The sequence below is a fragment of the Aeromicrobium marinum DSM 15272 genome, from assembly GCF_000160775.2.
Classification (GTDB): domain Bacteria; phylum Actinomycetota; class Actinomycetes; order Propionibacteriales; family Nocardioidaceae; genus Aeromicrobium; species Aeromicrobium marinum.
In genome coordinates, this window is the sequence record NZ_CM001024.1 from 1,156,075 (window position 1) to 1,182,847 (window position 26,773).

The 26,773-nt window shown below is 70.6% G+C and carries 26 protein-coding genes; 6 read left to right on the top strand and 20 right to left on the bottom strand.

Translation table 11 applies throughout. From position 1 onward, the window contains the following. Positions 1-8: 8 nt before the first annotated feature. The 15 genes from tatC to HMPREF0063_RS06105 form a co-directional block, all read right to left on the bottom strand. Positions 9-782, bottom strand: a complete 774-nt coding sequence (tatC, locus tag HMPREF0063_RS06035; protein ID WP_040320133.1) for a twin-arginine translocase subunit TatC — start codon at positions 780-782, stop codon at positions 9-11. Positions 783-838: 56 nt separating this feature from the next. After that, on the bottom strand, positions 839-1,096 hold the full coding sequence (tatA, locus tag HMPREF0063_RS06040; protein WP_007077765.1) for a Sec-independent protein translocase subunit TatA: 258 nt from the start codon (positions 1,094-1,096) through the stop codon (positions 839-841). An 8-nt stretch (positions 1,097-1,104) separates the two neighbouring features. Next, entirely contained in the window at positions 1,105-2,070 is a 966-nt protein-coding gene (locus HMPREF0063_RS06045) for a helix-turn-helix transcriptional regulator (protein WP_007077766.1), read from the bottom strand. Further along, a complete protein-coding gene (locus HMPREF0063_RS06050) occupies positions 2,067-3,026 on the bottom strand; it encodes a helix-turn-helix transcriptional regulator (protein WP_007077767.1) in 960 nt (319 codons plus the stop codon). Before HMPREF0063_RS06050 ends, HMPREF0063_RS06045 begins: the two co-directional genes overlap by 4 nt. 12 nt (positions 3,027-3,038) lie before the next feature. Next, positions 3,039-4,010 carry an FKBP-type peptidyl-prolyl cis-trans isomerase gene (locus HMPREF0063_RS06055; RefSeq protein ID WP_007077768.1) on the bottom strand — a complete coding sequence of 324 codons (972 nt, stop codon included), beginning with the start codon at positions 4,008-4,010 and terminating at the stop codon, positions 3,039-3,041. 71 nt (positions 4,011-4,081) lie between these two features. After that, positions 4,082-5,443: a Pup--protein ligase gene (gene pafA / locus HMPREF0063_RS06060; protein ID WP_007077769.1), complete on the bottom strand. Its 1,362-nt coding sequence runs from the start codon at positions 5,441-5,443 to the stop codon at positions 4,082-4,084. 46 nt (positions 5,444-5,489) lie between these two features. Beyond that, on the bottom strand, positions 5,490-6,185 hold the full coding sequence (prcA, locus tag HMPREF0063_RS06065; RefSeq protein WP_007077770.1) for a proteasome subunit alpha: 696 nt from the start codon (positions 6,183-6,185) through the stop codon (positions 5,490-5,492). Positions 6,186-6,196: 11 nt separating this feature from the next. Continuing rightward, positions 6,197-7,009 carry a proteasome subunit beta gene (gene prcB / locus HMPREF0063_RS06070; RefSeq protein ID WP_007077771.1) on the bottom strand — a complete coding sequence of 271 codons (813 nt, stop codon included), beginning with the start codon at positions 7,007-7,009 and terminating at the stop codon, positions 6,197-6,199. Beyond that, positions 7,009-7,203: a ubiquitin-like protein Pup gene (locus tag HMPREF0063_RS06075; RefSeq protein ID WP_007077772.1), complete on the bottom strand. Its 195-nt coding sequence runs from the start codon at positions 7,201-7,203 to the stop codon at positions 7,009-7,011. Before HMPREF0063_RS06075 ends, prcB begins: the two co-directional genes overlap by 1 nt. Before the next feature lie 40 nt (positions 7,204-7,243). Beyond that, positions 7,244-8,746 carry a depupylase/deamidase Dop gene (gene dop, locus HMPREF0063_RS06080; RefSeq protein WP_007077773.1) on the bottom strand — a complete coding sequence of 501 codons (1,503 nt, stop codon included), beginning with the start codon at positions 8,744-8,746 and terminating at the stop codon, positions 7,244-7,246. Beyond that, positions 8,743-9,768 carry a DUF418 domain-containing protein gene (locus HMPREF0063_RS06085; protein WP_040320135.1) on the bottom strand — a complete coding sequence of 342 codons (1,026 nt, stop codon included), beginning with the start codon at positions 9,766-9,768 and terminating at the stop codon, positions 8,743-8,745. Before HMPREF0063_RS06085 ends, dop begins: the two co-directional genes overlap by 4 nt. Further along, entirely contained in the window at positions 9,765-10,190 is a 426-nt protein-coding gene (locus HMPREF0063_RS06090; protein WP_007077775.1) for a GNAT family N-acetyltransferase, read from the bottom strand. The genes HMPREF0063_RS06085 and HMPREF0063_RS06090 overlap by 4 nt, the downstream gene beginning before the upstream one ends. 41 nt (positions 10,191-10,231) lie before the next feature. Next, complete coding sequence (gene arc, locus HMPREF0063_RS06095; RefSeq protein WP_007077776.1) at positions 10,232-11,998, bottom strand: proteasome ATPase; 1,767 nt, start codon at positions 11,996-11,998, stop codon at positions 10,232-10,234. A 76-nt stretch (positions 11,999-12,074) separates the two neighbouring features. After that, positions 12,075-12,968, bottom strand: coding sequence for a tRNA (adenine-N1)-methyltransferase (locus tag HMPREF0063_RS06100; RefSeq protein ID WP_050761006.1), 894 nt, complete (start codon positions 12,966-12,968; stop codon positions 12,075-12,077). A gap of 8 nt (positions 12,969-12,976) precedes the next feature. Beyond that, positions 12,977-13,930: a M50 family metallopeptidase gene (locus tag HMPREF0063_RS06105; protein WP_007077778.1), complete on the bottom strand. Its 954-nt coding sequence runs from the start codon at positions 13,928-13,930 to the stop codon at positions 12,977-12,979. A 57-nt stretch (positions 13,931-13,987) separates the two neighbouring features. On the opposite strand from HMPREF0063_RS06105, the gene HMPREF0063_RS06110 reads away from it, so the two are divergent. Beyond that, a complete protein-coding gene (locus tag HMPREF0063_RS06110) occupies positions 13,988-14,884 on the top strand; it encodes a RecB family exonuclease (RefSeq protein ID WP_007077779.1) in 897 nt (298 codons plus the stop codon). Here HMPREF0063_RS06110 and HMPREF0063_RS06115 read toward each other — a convergent pair. Continuing rightward, complete coding sequence (locus HMPREF0063_RS06115) at positions 14,837-15,478, bottom strand: HAD family hydrolase (protein WP_007077780.1); 642 nt, start codon at positions 15,476-15,478, stop codon at positions 14,837-14,839. The genes HMPREF0063_RS06110 and HMPREF0063_RS06115 overlap by 48 nt on opposite strands. Before the next feature lie 18 nt (positions 15,479-15,496). Beyond that, the gene (locus HMPREF0063_RS15705) at positions 15,497-16,480 is read right to left on the bottom strand and encodes a variant leucine-rich repeat-containing protein (protein WP_050760913.1); all 984 of its coding nucleotides are present in this window, start codon (positions 16,478-16,480) and stop codon (positions 15,497-15,499) included. Between the two features lie 279 nt (positions 16,481-16,759). Here HMPREF0063_RS15705 and metH point away from each other — a divergent pair, with 279 nt between their 5' ends. The 4 genes from metH to HMPREF0063_RS06140 all read left to right on the top strand — a co-directional run bounded on the left by metH (position 16,760) and on the right by HMPREF0063_RS06140 (position 23,136). Further along, positions 16,760-20,509 (top strand): methionine synthase, encoded by a 3,750-nt coding sequence (gene metH / locus HMPREF0063_RS06125; RefSeq protein WP_156794188.1) that lies wholly within the window; start codon positions 16,760-16,762, stop codon positions 20,507-20,509. Positions 20,510-20,528: 19 nt separating this feature from the next. Continuing rightward, positions 20,529-21,383: a PAC2 family protein gene (locus HMPREF0063_RS06130; RefSeq protein ID WP_007077782.1), complete on the top strand. Its 855-nt coding sequence runs from the start codon at positions 20,529-20,531 to the stop codon at positions 21,381-21,383. Positions 21,384-22,022: 639 nt separating this feature from the next. After that, complete coding sequence (locus tag HMPREF0063_RS06135) at positions 22,023-22,268, top strand: hypothetical protein (RefSeq protein WP_007077784.1); 246 nt, start codon at positions 22,023-22,025, stop codon at positions 22,266-22,268. A 1-nt stretch (position 22,269) separates the two neighbouring features. Further along, complete coding sequence (locus tag HMPREF0063_RS06140; protein WP_007077785.1) at positions 22,270-23,136, top strand: FHA domain-containing protein; 867 nt, start codon at positions 22,270-22,272, stop codon at positions 23,134-23,136. Here the strand turns inward: HMPREF0063_RS06140 and HMPREF0063_RS06145 are convergent. Continuing rightward, positions 23,133-23,531, bottom strand: a complete 399-nt coding sequence (locus HMPREF0063_RS06145; protein WP_007077786.1) for a hypothetical protein — start codon at positions 23,529-23,531, stop codon at positions 23,133-23,135. The genes HMPREF0063_RS06140 and HMPREF0063_RS06145 overlap by 4 nt on opposite strands. Positions 23,532-23,671: 140 nt before the next feature. Then, the gene (gene mshC / locus HMPREF0063_RS06150) at positions 23,672-24,910 is read right to left on the bottom strand and encodes a cysteine--1-D-myo-inosityl 2-amino-2-deoxy-alpha-D-glucopyranoside ligase (RefSeq protein WP_007077787.1); all 1,239 of its coding nucleotides are present in this window, start codon (positions 24,908-24,910) and stop codon (positions 23,672-23,674) included. Positions 24,911-24,971: 61 nt separating this feature from the next. On the opposite strand from mshC, the gene corA reads away from it, so the two are divergent. Continuing rightward, a complete protein-coding gene (corA, locus tag HMPREF0063_RS06155) occupies positions 24,972-25,931 on the top strand; it encodes a magnesium/cobalt transporter CorA (RefSeq protein WP_007077788.1) in 960 nt (319 codons plus the stop codon). Position 25,932: 1 nt separating this feature from the next. Here the strand turns inward: corA and HMPREF0063_RS06160 are convergent, their stop codons facing one another. Continuing rightward, positions 25,933-26,766, bottom strand: coding sequence for an undecaprenyl-diphosphate phosphatase (locus HMPREF0063_RS06160; protein ID WP_007077789.1), 834 nt, complete (start codon positions 26,764-26,766; stop codon positions 25,933-25,935). Positions 26,767-26,773 lie beyond the last annotated feature (7 nt).

The window sequence follows — 26,773 nt, forward strand, 5'->3', positions numbered from 1 at the left end:
GCGGAGCATCAATCGAGACTCGACAGCTCGTCGTCCGCCAGCTCCTCGCCGGCGGCCCGGGCCCGGCGCCGGTCGGTGATCCGGGCGATCGTCTCGGAGATCAGGTACAGCACCGACATGGGCACGGCGAGGAACAGCATCGAGATCGGGTCGGTGCTGGGGGTCGCGATCGCCGAGAAGACGAAGATGCCGATGATCGTCCACGACCGGGCGGCGACCAGCTGCTGGCTGCTGACCACGCCGAGCCGGTTGAGCAGGATCACCACCAGGGGGATCTCGGCGGCGACGCCGAACACCAGCATCATGCGCAGCACGAAGTCGTAGTACTCCGCACCGCTGACGAGGTTCTCGAAGCCGTCGGGCACGAAGCCGATCAGGACGACGATCGCCTTGGGCAGCACCACGTAGGCCAAGGCGGCGCCGGCGATGAACAGCGGCACCCCGGTGCCGGTGAGCAGCAGCGCCCACCGGCGCTCGTGCCGGTGCATCGCCGGGAGCACGAAGGCCCAGATCTGCCAGATCCACACCGGGCTGGCCATGAGGATCCCGGCGACGACGGAGATCTTGAGCTGGAACTGCAGGGCCCCGCCGATGCCGGTGATGACCAGGCTGGTGTCGATCCCCCGGCCGATGAGGTCCGGTGCGATCGCGTTGTACGGCTGCGTGAGGAACTGCAGGATCGGCTCGTAGAACACGAAGCCGATGACGGTGCCGACCACGATCGCCAGCACGCCCTTGAACAACCGGTTGCGCAGCTCACGCAGGTGGGACATGAGCGGCATGGAGCCACCGTCCGCGACCGCCTCGGGCGGTCCGGACCGGAGGGGCCACACGGGGGTCAGCCCTGCTCGCGCTTGGCCTCCGCGGCGCGGCGGTCCTCGTCGCTCTCCGGCGTGGTAGGACGCTCGATCGCCGAGGGACGCTGGGTCACGTCGGTCGACTCGTCGTCATCGTCGGTCAGGCCCTTGACCTCGGTCTTGAAGATGCGCAGGGCACGACCCGATCCACGAGCGAGCTCGGGGAGTCGCTTGGCTCCGAAGAGCAGCACGACGATCGCCAGGATGATGATGACTTCTGCGGTGCCGAGATTCGGCATGTCCACTCCTAGGTCGTGGGTTCGGGTCCATCGTACGCCGCCAGCGCCGCGCCGGCCCGGTGCCCGACGAGGTCGGCCAGGTCGGCCGGCTCGACGACCGTCACGGCCCCCGCGTTGCGCAGCACCAGCCGGCACAGCCAGTCGGTGTCCCCACCGTACAACCGCACCCGCCACGTCTCGTCCTGGTCGTCGAGGACCTGGGCGTCGTAGTGGTCGACGAGCCATCGCGCGGCCGGGGCCAGGTCGAGCACGGCCGACGGCGTCTGCTCCCCCACCACGAACATCCGCTCCGGCAGATCCGTGGGGACCGGCCGGTGGTGCTCCACCGGCGCGTCCAGCAGGCTGACGTCGACCATCCGGTCGAGGCGGAAGAAGCGGATGTCGCCGGCGAGGAGGCACCAGGCCTCGAGGTACGCCCGACCGTCCTCGGTGAAGAGTCGGCGGGGCTCGATCTCACGGACGGTCTGCTCGTCCCTGGAGACGGTGGCGTAGACCAGGCGGATCCTGCGGCCCTCCGCCAGCGCGGCGGAGATCGTGGACCGCACCTGGGGGTCGACCGGCTCGAGCACGACGTCGACGGGTGCCTCCACCGTCGTTCCGACCGCGTGCTCCAGCTTGGACAGCGCACTGTCGATGACCCGCGCGCCCTCGGTGTCGGCGGTCGCCCGCAGGGTGCGCAGGGCCACGATGAGCGCCGCGGCCTCGCGGGCGTTGACCCGCAGGGGCCGCGTCATGAACTCGGCGTCGCGCAGGAAGATCACGCCGTCCTCGTCGAGGGCGGACAAGTCGACGTCGATGAGCTCGCCCGCGAACTCGCCGACGCCGGTGAACATCAGCTGCCGCAGGTCGGCCCGGATGACCTGGGGCTTCACCCCGAACTCGGCCGCGACCCGCGTGACCGGGATGCCGTCGTTGGCCTGCAGGTAGGGCACCAGGGCCAGCATGCGCTGCACCTGTCGTCCCGAGGCGCTCATCGCCGGTCCCCCGCGGCTGCCCGGAGCCGGTCCACCGTGGCGCTGCGGACGTCCGCCGGCCCCACCACGACGACGTCGGGACCGTAGGACGCGATCTCGGCCGCCAGCTCGCGCGCGGACGAGTACGGGACCTCGAGCTCGTCGAAGCCGTCCCGGGCGGGTCGGGTCGCGGTGGCGGTCCGGCGCAGCGTCTGGGCCCGGCCCGCGCGGACCCGCACGACCGCCGACCCGGTGGGTTCGGGCGGGAACAGGGCGCGGGCGAGGTCACGCATCGAGGTGCCCTCGGGGACCTCGTAGGACCCGTGGCTGCCGACGGGCGTGACCTCCCCGGTCACGCGGGTCAGGCGGAACAACCGGGGCGCCTGCCGGTCGAGGTCGAATCCTCCGACGTACCACCGCCCGCGCCACGAGAGGATCCCCCAGGGCTGGACCCGGCGGCGTCCGGCCGGTTCGCCGACCTTCGCGTAGTCGAACTCGACCTCGACCCTGCGAGTGACGGCGTCCCACATCGCGTCGAACGACTCCTCGTCGGCGGCCAGGCGCGGCTCGGCCATCCGGACCGCACGGGTGTCGACGTCGATGCCGGCCGCCTTCAGCTTGACGAGGGCCGCGGTGGACTCGGCCGCCAGTCCGGCGTGCTCCCACACCTGGGTCGCCAGCGCGATCACGGCCGACTCCTCCGGCGTGAGGTCCAGGTCGGGCAGCTCGGCGCTCTCCCGAGGGATCCGGTAGCCGACCTCGTCGGCGAAGAAGGCGTCGTGCGACCCCATCTCGACCGGGATCCCGAGCTCCCGCAGGTCGTCCTTGTCCCGCTCGAACATGCGGTTGAAGGCAGCGTCACCCGCCGACCGGTAGTCGGCGATGGCGTCGCGGATCTGGTCCTTCGGCAGGAACTGACGGGTCGACAGCAGCAGGAAGATGAGGTTCATCAACCTCTCGGTCTTGCGTGCGGCCACCCGATGAGGATGTCAGAAACGGGCGAGGAGATCGACCGCGAAGATCAGCGTGTCGCCCGCCTTGATCGCGCCGCGGTCCTGGTCGCCGTAGGCGACCTCGGCGGGACAGGTCACGATGACGCGGCTGCCGACCTTCTGGCCGACCAGCAGGTCGTCCCAGCACGGGATGACCCGACCGACCCCGGCCTGGTAGCCGAACGGCTCGTCGCGGGTCCAGGAGGTGTCGAAGACCTCACCGGTCGGGTAGACCTGACCCACGTACTCCGCGATGACGCCGTCGCCGGCCTCCACCACCTCGCCGCTGCCCTCGATGGGCAGGTACGCCTGCTCCTCGGCGGTGGGGGCGACGCCCTCGGCCGCGCCGTCGAAGCCGGCCGGGACGTCACCGTCGAACGTGAGCGGCGGCACGGTGCCCGGAACCTCGGCGGTGGCACCCTCGGCCGCCGTCGGGACGTCGTCGATGTCGACCCCGCCGACGATCTCGAAGTACATGACGACGGCGTCGTCGCCCTCCAGGCCGAACTGCACCCCGTTGGCGCCGAACCCCTTGTCGGGACCGAAGGCCACCAGCACCGTGCTCCCGACGGCCTGACCGGCCAGTCCCTCGGCGATGCCGGGGATGGTCGTGTCGGTGTTCAGCTCGAAGACGGCCGAGCTGTCACTGGGGAAGGAGGAGTCGAGGGTCTCGCCGGTCCGTCCGTGCACGAGGACGTAGCGGACGCGGGCGAAGTCGCCCTCGGACAGCTCCACGCCGTCGCCCTCCTCCAGGGTCCGGGTGGCGGTCTCGTCGGCGCCCACCTCGATGGCCCCGTCGACGGTGACCTCCGGGGAGTCGCCGGACGTCACGGTGACGTCCTCCAGCGACGCGCTGTCGTTCGATGCCTCTGCGGTGTCCTCGTCGGCCGCGAACGGGTTCAGGGCGAACAGGACGACAGCGGCCAGGGCCACGACCGTGGTCAGGGCGATGAGCAGGTTACGACGCACGAGGGCACCTCAAGGGTCGGGTGGACGGGCAAACGACGGTCAGCCTAACCCGCTCGGCCAAGCGCCCCGCGTCACATCCCGTCGATGAGACGCTGGACCCGGTCGTCGGTGGCACGGAACGGGTCCTTGCAGAGGACCGTGCGTTGCGCCTGGTCGTTGAGCTTGAGGTGGACCCAGTCGACCGTGAAGTCCCGGCGCCGCTCCTGGGCCCGCTTGATGAAGTCGCCGCGCAGCCGGGCCCGCGTGGTCTGCGGGGGCACGCTCTTGGCCGTGAAGACGCCGAGGTCGTCGGTGACCCGCGCGACCGCTCCCCTGCGTTCGAGCAGGTAGTACAGGCCGCGGTCGCGCCGGATGTCGTGGTAGGCCAGGTCCAGCTGGGCGATGCGGGGATCGGACCAGGCCAGGTCGTGGGTGGTGCGGTAGCGGTCGAGCAGGGTGTACTTGACGACCCAGTCGATCTCGCGCTCCACAAGCGACAGGTCCTCGGACTCCACCGCCTTGAGGGTCCGCTCCCACAGGTCCATGGCGCGGTCGACGACCGGGTCGTGGATGCCGTACCGGTCGACGAACTCCGCCGCCTTGCCGAAGTACTCGGCCTGGATCTCCAGGGCGGACAGCTCGCGCCCGTTGGCCAGCTGGACCTTGCGGCGCCCGGTCATGTCGTGCGAGATCTCGCGGATCGCCCGGATCGGGTTGTCCAGGGTCATGTCACGCATCGACACGCCCGCCTCGATCATGCGGAGCACCAGGTCGGTGGTCGCGACCTTCAGCAGGGTCGTGGTCTCGCTCATGTTCGAGTCGCCGACGATGACGTGCAGCCGGCGGAACCGCTCGGCGTCCGCGTGCGGCTCGTCGCGGGTGTTGATGATGGGCCGGGAGCGGGTGGTGGCGCTGGAGACCCCCTCCCAGATGTGCTCGGCCCGCTGGCTGACGCTGAAGATCGTGCCGCGCGGTGTCTGCTGCACCTTGCCCGCGCCGCAGATGATCTGCCGGGACACCAGGAAGGGGATGAGGATGTCGGCCAGCCGGCTGAACTCGCCGTCGCGTCCGACGAGGTAGTTCTCGTGGCAGCCGTAGGAGTTGCCGGCCGAGTCGGTGTTGTTCTTGAACAGGTAGATGTCGCCCTCGATGCCGTCCTCGGCCAGACGCTGCTGCGCGTCGAGCATCAGGCCCTCGAGGATCCGCTCGCCGGCGCGGTCGTGCGTGACCAGGTCGACCAGGTCGTCGCACTCCGGTGTCGCATACTCCGGGTGGCTGCCGACGTCGAGGTACAGGCGGGCGCCGTTGCGCAGGAAGACGTTGCTGCTGCGACCCCAGGACACGACCCGCCGGAACAGGTACCTGGCCACCTCGTCGGGCGACAGCCGCCGCTGGCCCTTGAACGAGCAGGTGACGCCGTACTCGTTCTCGATGCCGAAGATGCGCCGGTCCATGCCCCTCAGCGTAGTCGGGGAGGGAGCACGTCGCGGGACGACCGGCTCAGACGTCGAGCGCGTCGGCCACGGCGGCCGGTGCGAGCCGCTTGAACTTGCGCGGCTGGGTGCGGGTGCGGTCGAGGACGGCCACCTCCAGCGACTCGGCCGGGACCTCGCGCGGCGACTCCGCGTCGTGTCCCAGCGCGGCCCTCGCCAGGCGGACGGCCGCGGCGAGGTCGAGGCCCGGCGTGAAGTGCTCCTCGAACCAGGTCTCGACCGGCTCGGTGGTGCCACCCATGACGCCCCACCCGCGCACGTCGGCGACCGACCCGTCGTAGGTGAGGCGGTAGATCTGGTCGCTCTCGGTCGACGTCCCCAGCTCGGCCACGAAGATCTCGACCTCGTACGGCTTGTCGACGCCGGACGAGAAGATGGTGCCGAGGGTCTGGGCGTAGGCGTTGGCCAGTCCGCGGCCCGACACGTCCCTGCGGTCGTAGGAGTACCCGCGCAGGTCGGCCAGGCGGACGCCGGCGATGCGCAGGTTCTCGAACTCGTTGTAGCGACCGACGGCGGCGAAACCGATCTGGTCGTAGATCTCGCTGATCTTGTGCAGCGCCCGTGAGGGGTTCTCCCCCACGAACACGATGCCGTCGGAGTACTGGACCACGGCGACGCTGCGACCCCGGGCGATGCCCTTGCGCGCGAAGTCGGCCCGGTCCTTCATGATCTGCTCGGGCGAGACGTAGAACGGTGCGGTCATGGCGCGTCCTCTCAGGTCAGGGGCGCCGACGGGCCGTCGGGCGCACGCAGGCGGGCCGCCACGACCTGGTCGGCGATGGCGGCGGTCTCGTCGTCGGGGTACGCGCGGAAGCCGTCGGCGGTGATCGCGGCGACCATGGGGAAGATCCGACGAGCCATGTCGGGCCCGCCGGTGGCGGAGTCGTCGTCGGCGGCGTCGTAGAGGGCCTGGATCACGGCGGTGACGGTCTCGGACTCGGACAGGTCGTCGCGGTAGAGCTTCTTCAGAGAGCCCCGCGCGAAGAGCGAGCCCGACCCGACGGAGTGGAAGGTGCGCTCCTCGTTCTTGTTGCCGGTGACGTCGAAGGCGAAGATCCGGCCCACGCCGTGGTCGAGGTCGTAGGCGGCGAGCAACGGCACGACGGCCAGCCCCTGCATGGCCATGCCGAGGTTGCCGCGGATCAGGGTGGCCAGGCGGTTGGCCTTGCCGTCGGTGGAGAGCACCGTGCCCTCGATCTTCTCGTAGTGCTCCAGCTCGACCCGGAACAGCCGGGTCATCTCGACCGCGATGCCGGCCGTCCCGGCGATGCCGACGCACGAGTACTCGTCGGTGGCGAACACCTTCTGGATGTCGCGCTGCGCGATGACGTTGCCCATCGTCGCCCGACGGTCGCCGGCCATGACCACGCCTCCGGGGAACGTGGCGGCGACGATCGTGGTGCCGTGGGTGATCCCCTCGAGGGAGCCGGGGCCGGTCTCGCGGCCCGGGACGAGGTCGGGTGCGTGCTGGTGGAGGAAGTCGGTGAACGAGGACGAACCGGGGGTGTGGAACGCCTCCGGGAGCATCACTGCCCGCCCTTCTGCACGAAGCTGCGCACGAACTCCTCGGCGTTCTCCTCCAGGACGCCGTCGATCTCGTCGAGGATGGAGTCGACGTCGTCGTTGAGCTTGGCCTTGGCCTGCACGTCGACCTCGGTGGTGTCGACCTGCTCGTCGGTCTCGTCGGCCTTGCGGGTGTTCTTGTGCTGCTGCTCGGACATACCGCCACCCTATCCCCCGCGGGCGAGCAGGGCGTGTCCGTCAGCGACCCGTGATGGCCTCGAACAGCTCGGCGGCGGTGCTGCTGTTCTCGAACAGCTCCCGCACGTGCTCGGCGGTGCCCCGCAGGGGCTCCATGGTGGGCACCCGCTGGAGCGAGGAGTAGCCCGGCAGGTCGAAGATCACCGAGTCCCACGACGCGGCCGCGATGTCGGTCGAGAAGCGCTGGAGACACATGCCGCGGAAGTAGGCCCGGGTGTCGGTGGGGGGCGCGGTGACCGCGGCACGGACCTCCTCGGTGGTGACGAGGCGCTCCATGCGGCCGGTGCGGACGAGCTGGTGGTAGAGCCCTCGCTCGAGCCGCACGTCGTGGTACTGCAGGTCGACCAGGTGCAGCTTCGCGTGGTCCCAGTCGAGCCCGTCGCGCTCGCGGTAGCGCTCCAGGAGGGCCAGCTTGGCCACCCAGTCCAGCTCGCGCACACACTCGTACGGGTCCCGCCCGAGTCGCACCAGCACGCTCTCCCACCGGGCCAGCACGTCGTCGGTCTCGGGGTCGCTGCCGTGGCGGGCGACGAAGTCGCGGGCGTGCTGCAGGTACTCCCCCTGCAGCTGCAACGCGGTGACCGTGCGGCCGTCGGCCAGCTCGACGGTGCGCCGCAGGGTGGGATCGTGGGAGATCTGGTGCAGCGCTGCGACCGGGTTCTGCAGGGCCAGACCGGCGGGCAGGACGTCGGCCTCGATCATGGCGAGCACCAGCGACGTGGTGCCGTGCCGCAGGTAGACCGAGATCTCCGAACAGTTCGCGTCACCGATGATCACGTGCAGCCGGCGGTACTTGCGGGGATCGGCGTGCGGCTCGTCGCGCGTGTTGATGATGGGTCGCTTGAGGGTCGTCTCCAGCCCCACCGGCACCTCGAAGTAGTCGGCCCGCTGACTGATCTGGAAGGCGTGGACGCTGCCGTCCTGCCGCTGCCCCACGCGCCCGGCGCCGCAGACGATCTGTCGGGAGACGAAGAACGGCGTCAGGTGGTCGACGATCGTCTCGAACGGCACGTCACGCCGCATCAGGTAGTTCTCGTGCGACCCGTAGGAGGCGCCCTTGTTGTCGATGTTGTTCTTGTACAGCACGATCGGCGCGGTGCCCGGGATCGCGGCGGCCAGCTCGGCGCCCGCGCGCATGACCTCCTCGCCCGCCTTCTCCCACACCACGACGTCGCGGGGCGAGGTGACCTCGGGGCTGGAGTACTCCGGATGGGCGTGGTCGACGTACAACCGGGCGCCGTTGGTGAGGATGATGTTGGCCAGGCCCATGTCCTCGTCGGTCAGCTGCGACGGATCGGCGTCGGGCCGGCTGAGGTCGAACCCGCGGGCGTCCCGCAGCGGACTCTCCTCCTCGTAGTCCCACCTGGCCCGTCGGGTCAGACCGTGGGCCGCGGCGTAGGCGTTGACCACGTGGGTCGACGCCACCATCGGGTTCGCGGTCGGTTGGCCCTGCACCGTGATGCCGTACTCGACCTCACTGCCCTGCACCCGCCTGACGGTCATGCCCTCACCCTACGGCGGGTGACGAACCCGAGCGCCCACTCGATCGGGGCTCGCCCGATCCACCGGCCCCACGCCCAGGACAGCAGCAGGAATCCTCCGACGAACACCACGAAGGTGGTCCAGTCCACGGTGCCCGGCGCGGGCCGGCCCCCGGTGTCGGCGTACACGGTGTCGGCCAGCAGGGCGACGACGGCGCCGTGCGCCACGTAGAGCGACAGCGCCACGACCCCGATCGGCGCGAAGGGTCGCAGCACGGCCGCCGTGGGTCGCCACGCGAGCGCCAGCCCGATCACGCCGACCGCGACGAGCACCTGGGTGACGTCGTGGGCGGTGTCCGCATAGGTGCCCGACACCCGAGCCTCCGGCGCGGGGAACCGTGACGTCGTGAGAACGGCCGCGCCCACGACGCCGGCCACGACCATGGCACCGGAGACCCGGACGTCGGGCCGACCTGCGTAGCCCCACCGGGCCAGCAGGGCACCGACCAGGAAGAACGGCAGCAGGTTGACCAGGCGGTAGTAGGGGTCGAGCGCCGTCCACCGCAGCAGGTAGCTCTCGAGGTCGGTGGCGTAGTAGTCGAGGGGACCCGCGGCTCGTGCGACCGACTCCAGGAGCGGCTGACTCACCACCAACACCGCCACGGCCGTGACCGCGGTGACCCACGCGCCCAGCACGAGGACCAGCGACCCGACGAGCAGGGTGATCCCCAGGTTGCTGAGCACGATGGCGATCCAGGTGCCCCACTGGTCCATCCAGGCACCCAGACCGATCAGCACCAGCCCCCGGACCGCCTGCTGCCACAGGAAGCCGGGGACGTGACGGTCGCGGGCCAGCACGATCGCCGCAGCCATGCCCATGACCAGGCTGAACAGCGGTGAGGCCAGGTCGCTGAGGCGGGCGATGGTGTCGAGGGCCGGCCGGCCCGCGCCGCTCACGAACGGTCCGGCGTGGGCGATCAGCATGGCGGTGATGGCGACCCCGCGGGCGACGTCGGGCAGCACCCACCGTCCGGAGCCGTTCACCTCAGTTCCTTCGCCAGATGGACGCTGTCGTCGTAGTCGGCGTAGAAGCCGAACGCGGGGACGTCGCGGTAGCCCGAGGACCGGTAGAGGGCGATCGCCTCCGGCTGCGCCGTGCCCGTCTCGAGCACCAGCCGGGTGAGTCCGGCCTCGACGGCCGAGCGCTCGAGCTCGGCGAGGAGCAGCCGCGCCACGCCCCGGCGGGTCCAGGCCGGCCGCACGTACATGCGCTTGAGCTCGCCGTCGCCGTCACCGGCCGGTCCCCCACGGCGCCACCCTCCCATGGCCACCGGCTCGTCGCCGACGTGGCCGAGCAGGAAGACCCCGTGGGGCGCGAGGAAGTGCTCGGCGTCGATCGGGGAGACGTCGCCCGAGCCGCCGTAGCGACGGCCGTACTCGGCCTGCACCTCGGCCGTCAGCAGCACCGCGTCGTCACCGTCGTAGGGCGCGACACGGAACCGTACGGTCAGAGGTACTGGCCGGTGTTGGCCACGGTGTCGATCGACCGTCCCGGCTCGTTGCCGCCCTTGCCGGTGATGAGCGTGCGGATGAACACGATCCGCTCGCCCTTCTTGCCCGAGATCCGCGCCCAGTCGTCGGGGTTGGTGGTGTTGGGCAGGTCCTCGTTCTCCTTGAACTCGTCCAGGCAGGCCTGCAGCATGTGCTGGACGCGCAGGCCCCGGTCGCCGTGGTCGAGCAGGTCCTTGATCGCCATCTTCTTCGCGCGGTCCACGATGTTCTGGATCATGGCTCCGGAGTTGAAGTCCTTGAAGTACAGGATCTCCTTGTCACCGTTGGCGTAGGTCACCTCGAGGAACTGGTTGTCCTCGGACTCGGTGTACATGTGCTCGACGGTGCGCTGGATCATGCCGTCGACGCACGCCTGGCGGTCACCACCCCACTCGGCGAGGTCGTCGGTGTGCAGCGGCAGCGTCGTGGTGAGGTACTTGCTGAAGATGTCCCGGGCGGACTCGGCGTCGGGGCGCTCGATCTTGATCTTCACGTCGAGACGACCCGGGCGCAGGATCGCCGGGTCGATCATGTCCTCGCGGTTGGACGCACCGATGACCAGGACGTTCTCCAGGCCCTCGACGCCGTCGATCTCGCTGAGCAGCTGCGGCACGATGGTGTTCTCGACGTCGGAGGACACACCGGATCCGCGGGTGCGGAACAGCGAGTCCATCTCGTCGAAGAACACGATGACCGGAGTGCCCTCGCTGGCCTTCTCCCGCGCGCGCTGGAAGACGAGCCGGATGTGCCGCTCGGTCTCGCCCACGTACTTGTTGAGCAGCTCGGGGCCCTTGATGTTGAGGAAGAACGACCGTCCCTCCTCGCCCGTGCGCTCGGAGACCTTCTTGGCCAGCGACGCGGCGACCGCCTTGGCGATCATCGTCTTGCCGCAGCCGGGAGGTCCGTAGAGCAGCACGCCCTTGGGCGGCTTGAGCTCGTGCTCGATGAACACCTCGGGGTGCAGGTACGGCAGCTCGACGGCGTCGCGGATGGACTCGATCTGGCCCCGCAGACCACCGATGGAGTCGTAGTCGATGTCGGGCACCTCCTCGAGCACGAGGTCCTCGACCTCGCTCTTGGGGATGCGCTCGTAGACGTACCCGGATCGGGAGTCCAGCAGCAGGGAGTCGCCGGGGCGCAGCTTGACCCCGTCGAGGGAGTGGGCCAGACGCACGATGCGTTCCTCGTCGGCATTGCCCATGACCAGGGCCCGGGCGCCGTCGGACAGCACCTCCTTGAAGGAGACCACCTCACCGACCTCCTCGAAGGCCAGCGCGGCGACGACGTTCATGGCCTCGTTGAGGATGACCTCCTGACCCTGGCGGAGGGCCTCACGGTCGACGGCCGGGCTGACGACGACGCGCAGCTTCCGTCCGCCCGTGAACACGTCGACCGAGTCGTCCTCGTTGAGCTGCAGGAAGGTGCCGAAACCGGTCGGCGGCTGGGCCAGCCGGTCGACCTCCTCCTTCAGCGTGACGATCTGGTCGCGCGCCTCGCGCAGGGTCGCACTCAGCCGCTCGTTCTGGGCCGAGGTGGCGGCGAGCCGGGTCTCGAGGTCGCCGAGCCGGTGGTCGGTGGAGCGGACCTCGCCGGAGCGGGAGTCACCCGAACGCTCGCCCGCGAGGCGGCGGCGGAGGTGCTCGACCTCGGCACGCAGGTAGGCCAGCTCGGCCGCGGCCTGGGCCGCTCCGGGACCTCCAGTGGGGGCTTGGTCGTCGAACATCAGCACACCTCCTGCTCGTGTCCACGACCCTACCCGTTCGGCGGTCGTCCGCAGGACGTTGCGGGGAGCGGTGGCGTTACGTGTTGATGACGTCGCCGGACGACTCCTCGCCGGGCGGCCGCGGGCCGTGGTACTCCGGTCCGTACGCGCCGGGCGCCGGGCGCCGGGTCCGGCCGAGCGACCGTTCGCCGGGTGCCATCCGCCGGGCGGTGACGAGGTAGGCGGTGTGGGCGCCCGCTCCGTGGGCCGGACGGACCGCCAGGCCCTCGAGGTGCCAGTCGCGCTGCAACGTCTCCCAGGCGTGCGGCTCGGTGAACCCGCCGTGCGCGCGGATCGTCTCGACGAACCGCGACAGCTGGGTCGTGGTGGCGACGTAGCCGCAGACGATCCCGCCGGGCACGAGCCGCTCGGCAGCCAGGGGGACACAGGTCCACGGGTCGACCATGTCGAGGATCAGCCGATCGACCTCGGTCTCGGTCATGTCCTCGCGGACGTCGCCGACGGTGAGGGTCCACGCCGGGTGCTCCCCCACCAGCTGCCCGACGTTGCGGCGGGCGACCTCGGCGAAGTCCTCGCGCAGCTCGTAGGAGCCGAGGTGGCCGTCGGGGCCGACGGCCCTCAGGAGGTAGGCGGTGAGGCTGCCGGAGCCCGCACCGGCCTCGACGACGCGGGCACCGGGGAAGATGTCCGCCATCGTCACGATCTGGGCGGCGTCCTTCGGGTAGATGATGGCGGCGCCACGGGGCATGGCCACGACGTACTCCGACAGCAGGGGCCGGAACACCTGGTACTCGCCGCCGAGGCTGGACCCGATGATGATCCCCTCGGGCCGCCCGATCATGTCGTCGTGACGGATCTGGCCCTTCTTGGTCGAGAACTCGCGACCCGCCTCGAGCCGCAGGTTGTGCTTGCGGCCCTTGGCGTCGCTGAGCCTGACCCACTCCCCCTCGACCAGCGGTCCGCTGCGCATCCAGGTGGTCACGGGGATCCCTCTCGGTAGGCGTCGGACAGGTCGTCGCGACGGAGCAGGCCGACGTCGTGCCCGTCGGGATCGACCAGCAGGTAGGTGTCGGCCGGGACCCGGGTGATGGCGCGGAGCAGGGCCACGCCGCCCAGGTCGGACGGCAGCCGTGGGAGGTCGGACGTGTCCCGGTCGTCCACGTCGACGGCGAGGCGGGAGGCCACGAGCGACTCGATGCGTCCGGCACGGTCCGCGACACGCAGCGCCTGGGAGGCGCCCTGCCACAGGAACACGGAGACCAGACCCGCGACGGCGAGGTCGAGGTACCCGGCGGCCCCACCGGCTGCGGCCCGGACGGCGCCGAACACGGTGGCGGCGACGGCCGCCACCCGGCCGATCCACGCGGCCACGCGGATGCCGGTGAGCTCTCGGCCCGTGACGGCCCAGATGATCGCTCGCAGCACCCGCCCCCCGTCGAGCGGCAGACCGGGAAGCAGGTTGAAGCCCGCCACGATCACGTTGACCCAGCCGATCGACCACCACACGGTGGACGCCGTCCCGTCCCCGGCCGCGCCCGCGACGCCGAGTGCGGCCAGACCGACGAGGAGCGACGCGAGTGGACCGGAGCCCGCAGTGAGCAGCTCCTGGCGGGCCGACCGGCTCTCGCCCTCGATCAGCGTCTCGCCCCCCAGCAGGTGCAGGGTCACCGAGGCGACGTCCATGCCGTACGACCGCGCCACGACCACGTGGGCGATCTCGTGCAGGAGCACCGAGACGTACAGCGCGACGATCAGCGCGAACGCGACCAGGTACGGGTCGTCGGTGCCGGAGCGCTCGAACCGCGGGCCGAGCAACAGGACCAGGGCGGCGCCCATGACGACCAGACCCGGCCGCACGAAGATGCCCGCGCCCAGCACCCGACCGATGCGGAACGCACCAGCAGGCCCGGGCCTGCGCGTCTCGCCGGTCATGGCGTCAACCTATCGCGGCACCCGTCCGCTGTCCGTGCGTGTCGCTACGGTGCACCCATGGACGACTTCGTGGCCGACGACCCGACCCCTGCGGTGTTCCGGGCGCGGCTGTCCCCGAGCCGGGCCGGCGACTTCCAGACGTGCCCGCTGCTGTTCCGGTTCCGCACCATCGACCGGCTGCCCGAGCCGGCCAGCCCGGTCATGGCCCGAGGCACCCTGGTGCACGCGGTCCTGGAGCACCTCTACGACGCACCGGCGGAGGCGCGGACCCTCGAGGCCGCGACCGCGATGCTGCCCGACGCCTGGCAGACCCTGCAGGCCGAGGACGAGCGGCTCCAGGAGCTGTTCGACGCCGGCCGGCCGGACGACCAGGCGGCGTGGCTCGCCTCGGCCGCGGAGCTGCTCGGCAGCTACTTCGCCCTCGAGGACCCTACCAGGCTGGAGCCGGCGGCCCGCGAGCTGCGCGTGGAGCACGTGCTCGACGACGCGGTGACCCTGGGCGGCATCGTCGACCGGCTCGACGTCGCACCCGACGGGCGGATACGGATCGTCGACTACAAGACCGGCCGGTCCCCCGACCCGCGCTTCGAGGCGTCCGCGTTGTTCCAGATGAAGTTCTACGCGCTCGTGGTCTGGCGCAGTCGCGGCGTGCTGCCGACGCTGCTGCAGCTGATGTACCTGGGCGACCGCCAGGTGCTGCAGTACACGCCGACAGAGTCCGACCTGCTCGCCACCGAGCGGAAGGTCCGCGCCCTCTGGGACGCCATCACGGCGTCCACCGAGCGCCGGGAGTTCCGGCCCCGCCGCAGCGCGTTGTGCGGCTTCTGCGCGCACCAGTCGCTCTGCCCCGAGTGGGGAGGCACCCCACCGCCCCTGCCCCTGCTGCAGATCGAGGGCCCGGTCGCCTCAGGCGAACAGGGTGCGCAGGGTGTCGGGGGTGGTCCCCGCCAGTGACGGCAGGGTGCGCCGTCGTGGTCCGTCGGGCACCCTCACCATGTGCGGCACCACGAGCACCTCGCACCCCGCTGCCGTCGCGGAGGCGGCGCCGGTGACCGAGTCCTCGATCGCGAGGCAGGCCGCGGCGTCGACGCCCAGCTGGGCCGCCGCGGTCAGGTAGGGCTCGGGATGCGGTTTGCCCCGGCTCACGGCATCGCCGGTGACGACCGCGGCGAAGGGCAGCTGCCGGGCGATGGGCTCGGCCAGCACGGCGTAGGACATCGTCACCAACGCCTGCGGCACCTTGGCGGCCGCGAACGCCGTGACCAGCTCCTTGGCACCGGGTCTCCAGGCGACACCGTCCTGCAGGCCCGCACCCACCCGCTGCACCAGGAAGTCGACGATCTGGGCCGCGGTCATGTCGGCGTCGAAGTGTCGGCGCAGGTGCTCGCCGGCGGTCATCAGGTCACTGCCGATGAGCGCTAGCGCGTCCTCCTCGGTCCAGACCCGGCCGAACCGTTCCGCCAGGGCGTGCTCGGCGGCCATCCAGAGCGGCTCGGTGTCGGCCAGGGTCCCGTCCAGGTCCCACAGCACCGCTGCCGGCCAGGTCATGGCGCCCCCTCCCCGTGGTTACGCGCAGGTCGACGTGGCGTACGCCTCGACACGCTGCGACGCCTCCCGCAGGCCGGTGGTGTCCGGCGTGGTCTCCGGGTCGTCGGCCACGGCGCGGTAGAAGGTGCTCAGCAGCTCGACGTCGGGGACGATCTCCTCCGGACCGTCGGCGGCCAGTGCCTCGTAGCCCGCGGCGACGTCCTCCAGCGGGCCCGACAGCTCGGTGATCTGGTCGGGGGTGGTCGACGCAGCCTGGCGCAGGATGTCGGCGCTGGCGGCCTGGAGGTCGTCCATCGCCGCACAGAACGCAGCAGCCTGGTCGGCCGGGTCGTCGCTGGGCTCGGCATCGTTGTCGTCGCCCGCCGCCGGATCGTCGCTCTCGCCCGCCGGCTCGCTCGTGGCGGTGTCGGAGGCCGCGACGTCGTCGTCGTCGTTGCCACCGGTGACGGCGAAGACGGTGCCGAGGCCGACCAGGAGCGCCACCACCACGGCGACGGCCAGCCACGTGCCGGACCCGGACTTCTCGTCCTCGGGGTCGACCGCGTTCTCGTCGGCGGGGTCGTCCTCGAACGCGACGACGGTGTCGCCGTCGGCGGCGTCGTTGCTGCTGTCGGCATCGACGGGGACCTCGTCGGCCGCGGTCTCCTCGACCGGCACCTCATCGACGGCAGCCTCGTCGGTCGCGGTCTCCTCGACGGGAGCGTCCTCAGCGGTCGCCTCGTCGGCAGCCGGCTCCTCAGCGGCGGCGTCCTCAGCAGCAACGTCCTCAGCAGCAACGTCCTCGGCCGGGGCGTCCTCGCCCGTGCCTGCCTCGCGGGCGGCGATGGCGGCAGCCACCTGGTCGCCGCCGCGCGTCTTCAGCCAGTAGAGGACGCCCTCGTCGGCGGACGGGTTGGCCGCGATGGTCTCCCACAGGTCCGGATGCTTGGCCGCCAGCTCTCCGAGCCGCTGCGAGGAGGTCTCGGGGTTCGCGGCTTCCGCCTGCAGGTCGTCGTCGGCCATGGTGTGCGGTTCCTCCGTGGGGATTCGGGTGGTCGACGCCATCGTGACGGGACCATCGGTCAGCCTAGGCCACCGGGTCCCCCGACGGGCCCGAAAACACGCAACCGGTTGGTTCCGGATGTGACGCGTGAGAAACTGGTGGGCGAATCTCTCCATCACGCCCACGCGAGCCCGCTGCCGGCCGGAGGTTCCCGTGACCAGACCCTTCCCTGACTCTCGAGGAATCGCGTGAACCACGAACAGCAGTGGCGTCCTGACGCCACCGACGACCTGACCCGCATGCTGCGCGAGCGCATCCTCGTGCTCGACGGAGCGATGGGGACGGCGATCCAGCGGGACCGGCCCGACGAGGCCGGCTACCGCGGCGAGCGCTTCGCCGACTGGCCGTCGGACGTGCAGGGCAACAACGACCTGCTGACGTTGACGCAGCCCGAGATCATCGCGGGGATCCACCGCGAGTACCTCGAGGCCGGCGCGGACATGATCGAGACCAACACGTTCAACGCGAACTGCATCTCGTTGAGCGACTACGGCATGCAGGACCTCGCGTACGAGTTCAACCTGGAGTCGGCCCGACTGGCCCGCCGCGAGTGCGACGCCATGACCCAGCGCACCCCCGACCGGCCGCGCTACGTCGCCGGGGCGCTCGGGCCCACCAGCCGGACGGCGTCCATCTCACCGGACGTCAATGATCCGGGTGCTCGCAACGTGACCTACGACGAGCTCGTCGACGCGTACAAGGAGGCGACGCGCGGTCTGCTCGACGGCGGCTCCGACGTCATCATCATCGAGACGATCTTCGACACGCTCAACGCCAAGGCCGCGATCTTCGCGGTCGAGACGGTCTACGAGGAGCTGGGCCGCCGTTGGCCCGTCATCATCTCCGGCACCATCACCGATGCGTCGGGACGCACCCTCTCGGGCCAGGTCACCGAGGCGTTCTGGCACTCCATCCGGCACGCCAAGCCGTTGCTCGTCGGACTCAACTGCGCCCTGGGTGCCCAGGAGATGCGTCCCTACATCGCCGAGATGGCGCGGGTCGCCGACACCTTCGTGAGCTGCTACCCCAACGCCGGACTCCCCAACGCGTTCGGCGAGTACGACGAGGAGCCCGACCAGACCGCGGCGATCGTCTCGGAGTTCGCCGATGCGGGCTTCGTCAACATGGTCGGCGGCTGCTGCGGGACGACACCGGCCCACATCGCGTCCATCGCGCGTGAGGTCGACGGCTCGACGCCCCGCCCGGTTCCCGACACCACACCGGCGCTGCGGCTGTCGGGTCTCGAGCCGGTCACCGTGGTCGAGGACACCCTGTTCGTCAACGTCGGCGAGCGGACCAACATCACCGGCTCGGCGCGGTTCCGCAACCTGATCAAGGCCGGCGACTACACCACGGCCCTCGCGGTCGCCCGCCAGCAGGTCGAGGCCGGCGCCCAGGTCATCGACGTCAACATGGACGAGGGCATGATCGACGGCGTCGAGGCCATGGACCGGTTCATGAAGCTGGTCGCCACCGAGCCCGACATCTGCCGGGTGCCCACCATGATCGACTCCTCCAAGTGGGAGGTCATCGAGGCCGGGCTCAAGTGTGTGCAGGGCAAGTCCATCGTCAACTCCATCTCGATGAAGGAGGGCGAGGAGAAGTTCGTCCGTGAGGCACGGCTGTGCCGCAAGTACGGTGCCGCCGTCGTCGTCATGGCCTTCGACGAGGAGGGTCAGGCCGACAACCTCGAACGTCGCCGGCAGATCTGTGAGCGGGCCTACCGGATCCTGGTCGACGAGGTGGGGTTCCCGGCCGAGGACATCATCTTCGATCCCAACGTGTTCGCGGTGGCGACGGGCATCGAGGAGCACGCCAACTACGGCGTCGACTTCATCGAGGCGACCCGCTGGATCAAGCAGAACCTGCCCGGAGCGCTGGTCTCCGGCGGCGTCTCGAACGTCTCGTTCTCCTTCCGCGGCAACAACCCCGTGCGTGAGGCCATCCATGCGGTGTTCCTGTACCACGCCATCGGTGCCGGCATGGACATGGGAATCGTCAACGCCGGGGCTCTCGAGGTCTACGACGAGGTCCCTGAGCTCCTGCGTGAGCGGATCGAGGACGTCATCCTCAACCGCCGCGAGGACAGCACCGAGCGTCTGCTCGACATCGCGGCGGACTTCGCCGGCGACGGGTCCGTCAAGGAGGTCGCGACCGAGGAGTGGCGGTCCCTGCCGGTCGGTGAGCGGATCACGCATGCGCTGGTGAAGGGCATCGACGAGTTCGCCGAGTCCGACACCGAGGAGCTGCGCGCCGAGATCAGCGCCCGGGGCGGTCGCCCGATCGAGGTGATCGAGGGACCCCTGATGGCGGGCATGAACGTCGTGGGTGACCTGTTCGGCGAGGGCAAGATGTTCCTGCCGCAGGTGGTCAAGTCGGCCCGGGTCATGAAGAAGGCCGTGGCCTACCTGATCCCGTTCATCGAGGCCGAGAAGCAGCCCGGGGACGCCGAGCGCAGCAACGGCAAGGTCATCATGGCCACGGTCAAGGGCGACGTGCACGACATCGGCAAGAACATCGTGGGCGTCGTGCTGCAGTGCAACAACTACGACGTCGTCGACCTGGGCGTCATGGTGCCGGCCCAGAAGATCCTCGACGCGGCCAAGGCCGAGGGCGCCGACGTGATCGGGCTGTCCGGCCTGATCACCCCGTCGCTCGACGAGATGGTGAACTTCGCCGTCGAGATGGAGCGCCAAGGGTTCGAGATCCCGCTCATGATCGGCGGCGCCACCACCTCGCGGGCCCACACGGCGGTCAAGGTGGCCGAGAAGTACCACGGGCCCGTGATCTGGGTGAAGGATGCCTCCCGGTCGGTCCCGGTGGTCGCGGCCCTGCTCTCCGACGAGCAGCGACCGAAGCTGCTGGCCGAGACCACCGCCGACTACGTGACGCTGCGGGAGCGGCACGCCGCCCGGCAGGACACCCGGAAGCTGCTGCCGATCGCCGTCGCCCGCGAGAAGGCCACGCCGATCGACTGGACCGGCTACCAGCCGCCGCGTCCCCGTCTGCTGCTGCAGCAGGCACGCGACCTCTGTTCCGGTCCGGGGTGCGACCACCGGCACGGCGACGCCACGCAGTTCGTGAAGACCCTCACCGACTACTCGCTGGCCGAGCTGAGGCCCTACATCGACTGGCAGCCGTTCTTCAACGCCTGGGAGATGCGCGGTCGGTTCCCCGACATCCTCAACAACCCCTCGACCGGCGAGGCGGCCCGCAAGCTCTACGAGGACGCGCAGCAGATGCTCGACCAGGTGGTCGAGGAGAAGTGGATCCGGGCCAACGGCGTGTTCGGTCTGTTCCCGGCGAGCCAGGTTCCCGGCGACGACATCGAGGTGTACACCGACGAGTCCCGGTCGGCGGTCCTGACCACGCTGCACCAGCTGCGCCAGCAGGGTGAAGGTCGTGAGGGCTCGGCCCGCAAGTCCTTGGCGGACTTCGTGGCACCGAAGGACACCGGCCTGCGTGACTACGTGGGCGCGTTCGCGGTCACCGCTGGTGTCGGCATCGGCGAGAAGATCGAGGAGTTCAAGAAGAACCTCGACGACTACAACGCGATCCTGCTGGAGTCACTGGCCGACCGTCTGGCCGAGGCGTTCGCCGAACGGCTGCACGAGCGGGTCCGCAAGGAGTTCTGGGCGCACTCCCCCCACGAGGCGCTCAGCAACGAGGACCTCATCGGCGAGAAGTACGACGGCATCCGTCCGGCTCCCGGCTATCCGGCGTGCCCCGAGCACACCGAGAAGCAGACGATCTGGGAGCTGCTCGACGTCGAGGCGAACACCGGGATCGAGCTCACCGAGAGCATGGCGATGTGGCCCGGCGCGTCGGTGAGCGGCCTGTACTTCTCCCATCCGGAGTCGCAGTACTTCGTCCTGGGCCGGATCGGCCGCGACCAGGTCGAGGACTACGCCGGTCGCAAGGGCTGGACCGTCACGGAGGCCGAGCGGTGGCTCTCGCCGAACCTGGGCTACCGGACCGAGGACGAGTAGTCCGGACTACGCTGACGAGGTGAGCCTCGACGACATCCCCCCGCTGCGCGACCCGTGGATGGTGGCTGCCTTCGAGGGGTGGAACGACGCCGCCGAGGCCGCCTCGGGCGTCGTGGCGCACCTGATCGACGAGTGGGACGCCGAGGTCCTGGTGGAGCTCGACCCGGAGGACTACTACGACTTCCAGGTGACCCGTCCCATGATCCACCGCGACGAGGCGGGCGACTCCGAGCTGGTGTGGCCGACGCCGACGATCTACCACGCCCGTCCGCCGCACGGTGGACGCGACGTGCTGCTGCTGAGTGCCCCGGAGCCCAACTTCCGGTGGCGCGGCTTCTGCTCCACCGTGCTGGGCGTCGCCTCCCTCGCCGGGGTCAGCGAGGTGGTGACCCTGGGGGCGCTGCTCGCTGACTCGCCACACACGCACCCGGTGCCGGTCAGCGGATCCGCCAGTGACGAGACCCGGCGCGCGCGGCTCGGCGCGGCACCGTCGCGGTACGCGGGTCCGGTGGGTATCAATGCCGCCCTGGCCGACGAGGCCAGGCTGGCCGGCCTGCCCTCGGTGTCACTCTGGGCAGCGGTGCCCCACTATCTGGCGGAGCCGCCGTGTCCGAAGGCGACGCTGGCGCTGCTCGGGGCGTTGGAGGACGCCATCGGGGTGCCTCTCCCCCAGGGCGTGCTGCCCGAGATGACCGAGGCCTGGCAACGTGGCGCGGAGGAGCTGACCGAGCGCGACGAGGAGATCGCCGAGTACGTGCAGGCGCTGGAGTCCGAGCGGGACACCAGCGAGCTGCCCGAGGCGTCGGGCGATGCGATCGCCCGCGAGTTCGAGCGCTACCTGCGCCGCCGCGGCGTCGACGGCACCGACGGCTGAAACGCCTGCTCGCGCGACCGCGTGTTCGCCAGCCCGAGCGTGCGAGGGCGTGAGCGCAGCGAGGCGAACCCCACGCGAGTGTCGCCTCGGGCTCGTTCCGCTCCTTGGCGACCACCAGGGGCGTGGTTTCGAGGCTGCTCGTTCCTCGCAGCACCTCAACCACCGAGAACACGCCACCCAGGTGTTCGCCAGCCCGAGCTTGCGAGGGCGTGAGCGAAGCGAGGCGAACCTCGCGTGAGTGTCCGCCTCGGGCTCGTTCCTCGCCCTCACGGTCGCTGCGCTCCCTGGCGACCACATGCTCGCGAACCCCACGTGAGTGTCGCCTCGGGCTCCGCCCTCACGGTCGCTGCGCTCCCTGGCGACCACATGCTCGCGAACCCCACGTGAGTGTCGCCTCGGGCTCCGCCCTCACGGTCGCTGCGCTCCCTGGCGACCACATGCTCGCGAACCTCACGTGAGTGGGCGCCTCGGGCTCGTCCCTCGCCCTCACGGTCGCTCCGCTCCCTGGCGACCACCACAGCGGGGCGAACCTCGCTCCCCGGTCACCCGGGCTTGGCCGGCTGAGTTGCGCCGTGGGGCGAAGGTGCGACGCTCGGACAGAGGGCGGCACACCTCGCCCCGCGGACCGAGGAGCATGACGTGAGCACCAGCGAAGCCCCCAACGGACCCCGTCCCGTCACCGACTGGACCGACCTCGGGCAGGAGATGTGGGCCTACCTCACGGGCAAGGGCGCCGCGGTGAACTACGAGTTCATCGACATGGCCGTCGAGGTGCCCCGCGACACCGGCCCGGAGGCACCACGCGCCACGTGGAAGCTCAACGGGACGCTGCGCATCACCACCAGCGACGACCAGCTCCCCGGCGCCGACCCGCACCGAGGCTGACGTGGCGTCCCAGGTCCGGCTCGACGCCGACCTGACCTTCGACGTCCAGGACGGCCCGCACCGGATCAGCGGCACCGTCAGGGCGGCCGGCCGGCACATCGAGGTCCGGGCGGACGGGCTGGAGGCCGTGGTCGGAGGCATGCCGAACGCGAGCGTCCGCCGGTGGGCGGCCGAGCTCGCCGAGCACGACCTCACCCTCGCGGTGGGCGGGCCGTACGGGCTCGCGGTCGTCCTCGGCGCCGTCCGCACCCCGTGGTGGCAGCGGTTCCTGACCCGCTCGCGCCACCTGCGGATCGAGAACCTCCGGGCGGCGGCCGGGTTGGCCGCTGCGCAGCGCAGGCGGAGGCGTGCGCCGGTGCTGCTCGAGGGCGTGACCCTGCCCCCCGGAACGGTGTGGCCGCCCATGATGCTGCGCCCGAAGCGACTGCGACCCGTGACGACCACCCACGACCCCGATGGTGGTGGGGCCCCACGCCTGTACTTCTGCGACGTCACCGATCCACGCTTCCCCGGCCCGATCAGCGAGTTCCTGCTCCCCCGCGGCACCACCCGCATCGGCAGCGACGCGTCGTGCGACCTGGTGCTGCACGGGACCGACGGGCTCCAGGCCGAGATCATGTGCACCGACGACGACGAGTACGTCCTGGTCGCGAGGAGCGAGACGATCCTCAGCACGGTCGCCGGACGGCAGCTGCCTCGACAGACGTTGCGCACGGGAGCTCGCCTGCAGCTCGGCTCGTGGCGCATGTCCTACGTCCGTGACGAGTACGCCGACCACGGACGTCCGTACGGCGGCCGGATCGGCGGCGAGCTGGGGCGACAGCGGACCCAACCCACGCCACCGAACCGCACGGGACCCAGCTTCTAGGTCGACGCCGCCAGCCGGGCGAGGGTGCGCAGCTGCTTGCGCATCATCACCAGGTCTCCCCACGCGACGGCGTGCTGGAAGACGCCGTTGCCCGGTCTGCTCCCCCGGGGCACGTCGAGCACGCCGACCAACCGCGTGCGGCCGGCGTCGTCCACGTACGTCTCGTAGCTCGACGACAGGTCGCCGAACATCCGTGAGGCGGTACCCGGGCGAGGCGCGATGGTGATGCTCCGGCCGGGCTCGAAGGCCGTCAGCACGAAGACCCGCATCACCTTCTGACCGACAGCCAGGTCCGTCAGGGACGGATCGGGGCGGCGAGGACTGCGGACGCCGAAGTTGTCGATCAGGTCGTAGCTGTACGGAGCGCGCCTCAGCTGGCACAACCACAGGAACACCGTGTCGGGGTCGGCGTCGACGGTGACGGCGCGGACCAGTCAGACGGCGTCCGGTGCCGCGTGCCGTCCGCTGGGGTGGTCGCGTACGACCTCGCCCGGGGTGGCGCCCCACACCCACGGCCTCCCCCGACCCGGCACGGTCAGAGCGACACACCCAGCAGCACGTCGACCGCGGTGCGGACGGTGCGCCCGGCCTGCGGGTCGGCGGACGCGGCACCGGGGCTGTCGTCGGCCGCCCACGCATCGACCGCGGCCAGCGCCCGGGGTGCGTCGAGGTCGTCGCTCAGGGCGGCGCGAACCTCGGCCAGCAGTGCGTCGCCCGCCGGTGCCACGGTGCGGTGGACGGCCGAGCGCCAGGCGCCGAGTCGTTGCTCGGCCACCACGATCTCGTCGTCGTGCCACTCCCAGTCGGTGCGGTAGTGGTGCGCCAGGAGGGCCAGACGGATCGCCATCGGGTCGTGACCGTCGGCACGCAGACGCGAGACCAGCACCAGGTTGCCCTTGGACTTGCTCATCTTCTCGCCCTGGTAGCCCACCATGCCGGTGTGCACGAACGCCCCGGCGAACGGCAGACCGGTGGCGACGGCCGCCTCCGAGGCGGACATCTCGTGGTGCGGGAACAGCAGGTCACTGCCGCCACCCTGCACGTCGAACGTGGTGCCGAGGTGCTCGAGGGCGATCGCCGCGCACTCGATGTGCCAACCGGGTCGACCGCGGCCGAGGCGAGTGTCCCAAGCGGGCTCACCCGGACGCTCCGCCTGCCACAACAGGCAGTCGAGCGGGTGGCGTTTGCCCGGCCGGTCCGGGTCGCCGCCCCGCTCGGCGAACACCGCACGCATGGCGGCCTCGTCGAGCCCCGACACCGACCCGAAGCCGGCGTCCGCGTGCACGTCGAAGTACAGGTCGTCGTCGACGCGATAGGTCGCCCCGGCCCCGGTGAGCCGGTCGACGAGGTCGACGACCAGGTCGATCGACTCCACCGCCCCGACGTAGTGGTCCGGGGAGATGATGCGCAACGCCGTCATGTCCTGCCGGAACAGCTCGGTCTGCGCCTCGGCCAACGTGACCCAGTCGACGCCGGTCGCGGTGGCACGCTCCAGCAGTGGGTCGTCGACGTCCGTCACGTTCTGCGTGTAGGTCACGTCGAGGCCCCGGTCACGCCAGGCTCGTTGGAGCAGGTCGAACGCGAGGTAGGTGGCGGCGTGCCCGAGGTGGGTGGCGTCGTACGGGGTGATGCCGCAGACGTACAGGCGGGCGTGCGAGTCCGGGTCCACCGTGACCCGCGACCCGCTCGCCGAGTCGTGCACGCGGACCGGCGAACCCTCGCCCCAGCCGGACGAGTCCAGTGACGGGACATCAGGGCTGGTCCAGGCACGCATGGCCCGACACTATCCGGCGCGGCCCGCTCCCGGGACGACGGTGCCGGGGCACCATGGAGTCATGATCATCGACTCGGCCGTGTACCGCGGCGGTCACCGTCAGGACACCGAGCACGACTCGGCCTCGTTGGAGGCCGTCATCGCGACCCTCGAGGCCGACGACTTCATCTGGATCGGCATCAACCACCCCGAGCAGGAGGAGCTGGACCGCGTCGCCGCCTGCCTCGACCTGCATCCCCTGGCGGTGGAGGACGCGATGGAGGCGCACCAGCGGCCGAAGGTGGAGCGGTACGCCGACCACCTGTTCATGTCGCTGCGGACGGTGTCCTACCAGGACGACGACATCGAGACCCACGAGGTCAACATCTTCCTGGGGGCCCACTACCTGTTGACGGTGCGCCACGGCGGGCCGGACCTCAGGGCGTCGCGACAGCGTGCCGACAGCATGATCGACGCCCTCGCCCACGGGCCCACGGCTGCACTGCACGCCGTCGTGGACGCGATCGTCGACCGGTACGAGGAGGCGGCGGCCGAGCTCGAGCTGGACGTCGAGGAGGTCGAGAGCTCGGTGTTCTCGCCGCAACGCACCAGCGACTCCACCCGCATCTACCGCCTCAAGCGCGAGGCACTGGAGTTCCGGCGTGCGGTCCAGCCCCTGCGGGAGCCGATGAGCCGGTTCGCGACGTCGGCAGCGCCCGAGGACGCGCGCCCGTACTTCCGCGACATCGCCGACCACCTGTCGCGCGCGGCCGACGCGATCGACGCGGTCGACCACCTGCTCGACAACGCCCTCAACGCCCACCTGGCGCAGCTGAGCGTCCAACAGAACGAGGACATGCGCAAGCTGACCGCCGGCGCCACCATGTTCGCGGTGCCCACGGCGATCGCCGGCATCTACGGCATGAACTTCGAGCACATGCCGGAGCTCACCTGGACCTACGGCTACCCGCTCTGCCTCGCCGCGATCGCCGGGATCTGCGCCTACATCTACCGCCGGTTCAAGCAGTCGGGCTGGTTGTAGGTCAGATGGCCACGTCGGCGGTGATGACACCCGCGCCGAGCAGCACGAGGACGACCGAACCGAGCACGACCCGGTAGGCGACGAACGGTGCGTACGAGTGGGTGCTCACGTACCTCAGCAACCAGTGGATCACCGCCAGACCCACCACGAACGCCACCAGCGTGCCGACGACGGTCGGTGCGACACCGTAGGCGTTGTCACCGCCGGGGATGTCCTTGAGCTTGTACAGACCCGCGCCGACCACGGCCGGGATCGCCAGCAGGAAGGCGTACCGCGTCGCCGCCGCCCGCTCGTAGCCCAGGATCAGCCCCATCGAGATGGTGGCGCCCGAACGCGACACGCCCGGCACGAGGGCGGCGGCCTGGGCTGCGCCGAGCAGCACGGCGTGACCCCACGAGAGATCCTCGATGGGCTTGGCGTTGCGACCGATCCGCTCGGCGACGCCGAGGACGAGTCCCAACGCGATGAGCATGGTCCCGATGACCCAGAGATTGCGGAACTCGTTGTCGATCAGGTCCTCCAGGGCCAGACCGAGTGCCACGATCGGCAGCGACCCGACGATGATGAACCAGCCCATCCGCCACTCGAAGGCCTCCCGGGCCCTGGCGGAGAACAGCCCCCGCACCCACCCGGACCCGATGGTCCAGATGTCACGCCAGAAGTACAGGACGACCGCCACCTCGGTGCCGATCTGCACCACGGCGGTGTAGGCCGCACCGGGATCGTCCCAGCCGAAGAACTTGGGGAAGATCGCCAGGTGCGCGCTGCTGGAGATCGGCAGGAACTCCGTCAAGCCCTGCAAGGTGCCGAGCACGACGGCCTGAAGGAAATCCACGGCGCGA

Excerpts from the sequence above, each read along its gene's own strand:
- tatC (WP_040320133.1), bottom strand. The coding sequence starts at position 782 with ATGCCGCTCATGTCCCACCTGCGTGAGCTGCGCAACCGGTTGTTCAAG.
- tatA (WP_007077765.1), bottom strand. The coding sequence starts at position 1,096 with ATGCCGAATCTCGGCACCGCAGAAGTCATCATCATCCTGGCGATCGTC.
- HMPREF0063_RS06045 (WP_007077766.1), bottom strand. The coding sequence starts at position 2,070 with ATGAGCGCCTCGGGACGACAGGTGCAGCGCATGCTGGCCCTGGTGCCC.
- pafA (WP_007077769.1), bottom strand. The coding sequence starts at position 5,443 with ATGGACCGGCGCATCTTCGGCATCGAGAACGAGTACGGCGTCACCTGC.
- prcA (WP_007077770.1), bottom strand. The coding sequence starts at position 6,185 with ATGACCGCACCGTTCTACGTCTCGCCCGAGCAGATCATGAAGGACCGG.
- prcB (WP_007077771.1), bottom strand. The coding sequence starts at position 7,009 with ATGCTCCCGGAGGCGTTCCACACCCCCGGTTCGTCCTCGTTCACCGAC.
- HMPREF0063_RS06075 (WP_007077772.1), bottom strand. The coding sequence starts at position 7,203 with ATGTCCGAGCAGCAGCACAAGAACACCCGCAAGGCCGACGAGACCGAC.
- dop (WP_007077773.1), bottom strand. The coding sequence starts at position 8,746 with ATGACCGTCAGGCGGGTGCAGGGCAGTGAGGTCGAGTACGGCATCACG.
- arc (WP_007077776.1), bottom strand. The coding sequence starts at position 11,998 with ATGTTCGACGACCAAGCCCCCACTGGAGGTCCCGGAGCGGCCCAGGCC.
- HMPREF0063_RS06100 (WP_050761006.1), bottom strand. The coding sequence starts at position 12,968 with ATGCGCAGCGGACCGCTGGTCGAGGGGGAGTGGGTCAGGCTCAGCGAC.
- HMPREF0063_RS06105 (WP_007077778.1), bottom strand. The coding sequence starts at position 13,930 with ATGACCGGCGAGACGCGCAGGCCCGGGCCTGCTGGTGCGTTCCGCATC.
- HMPREF0063_RS06110 (WP_007077779.1), top strand. The coding sequence starts at position 13,988 with ATGGACGACTTCGTGGCCGACGACCCGACCCCTGCGGTGTTCCGGGCG.
- HMPREF0063_RS06115 (WP_007077780.1), bottom strand. The coding sequence starts at position 15,478 with ATGACCTGGCCGGCAGCGGTGCTGTGGGACCTGGACGGGACCCTGGCC.
- HMPREF0063_RS15705 (WP_050760913.1), bottom strand. The coding sequence starts at position 16,480 with ATGGCCGACGACGACCTGCAGGCGGAAGCCGCGAACCCCGAGACCTCC.
- metH (WP_156794188.1), top strand. The coding sequence starts at position 16,760 with ATGCTGCGCGAGCGCATCCTCGTGCTCGACGGAGCGATGGGGACGGCG.
- mshC (WP_007077787.1), bottom strand. The coding sequence starts at position 24,910 with ATGCGTGCCTGGACCAGCCCTGATGTCCCGTCACTGGACTCGTCCGGC.
- corA (WP_007077788.1), top strand. The coding sequence starts at position 24,972 with ATGATCATCGACTCGGCCGTGTACCGCGGCGGTCACCGTCAGGACACC.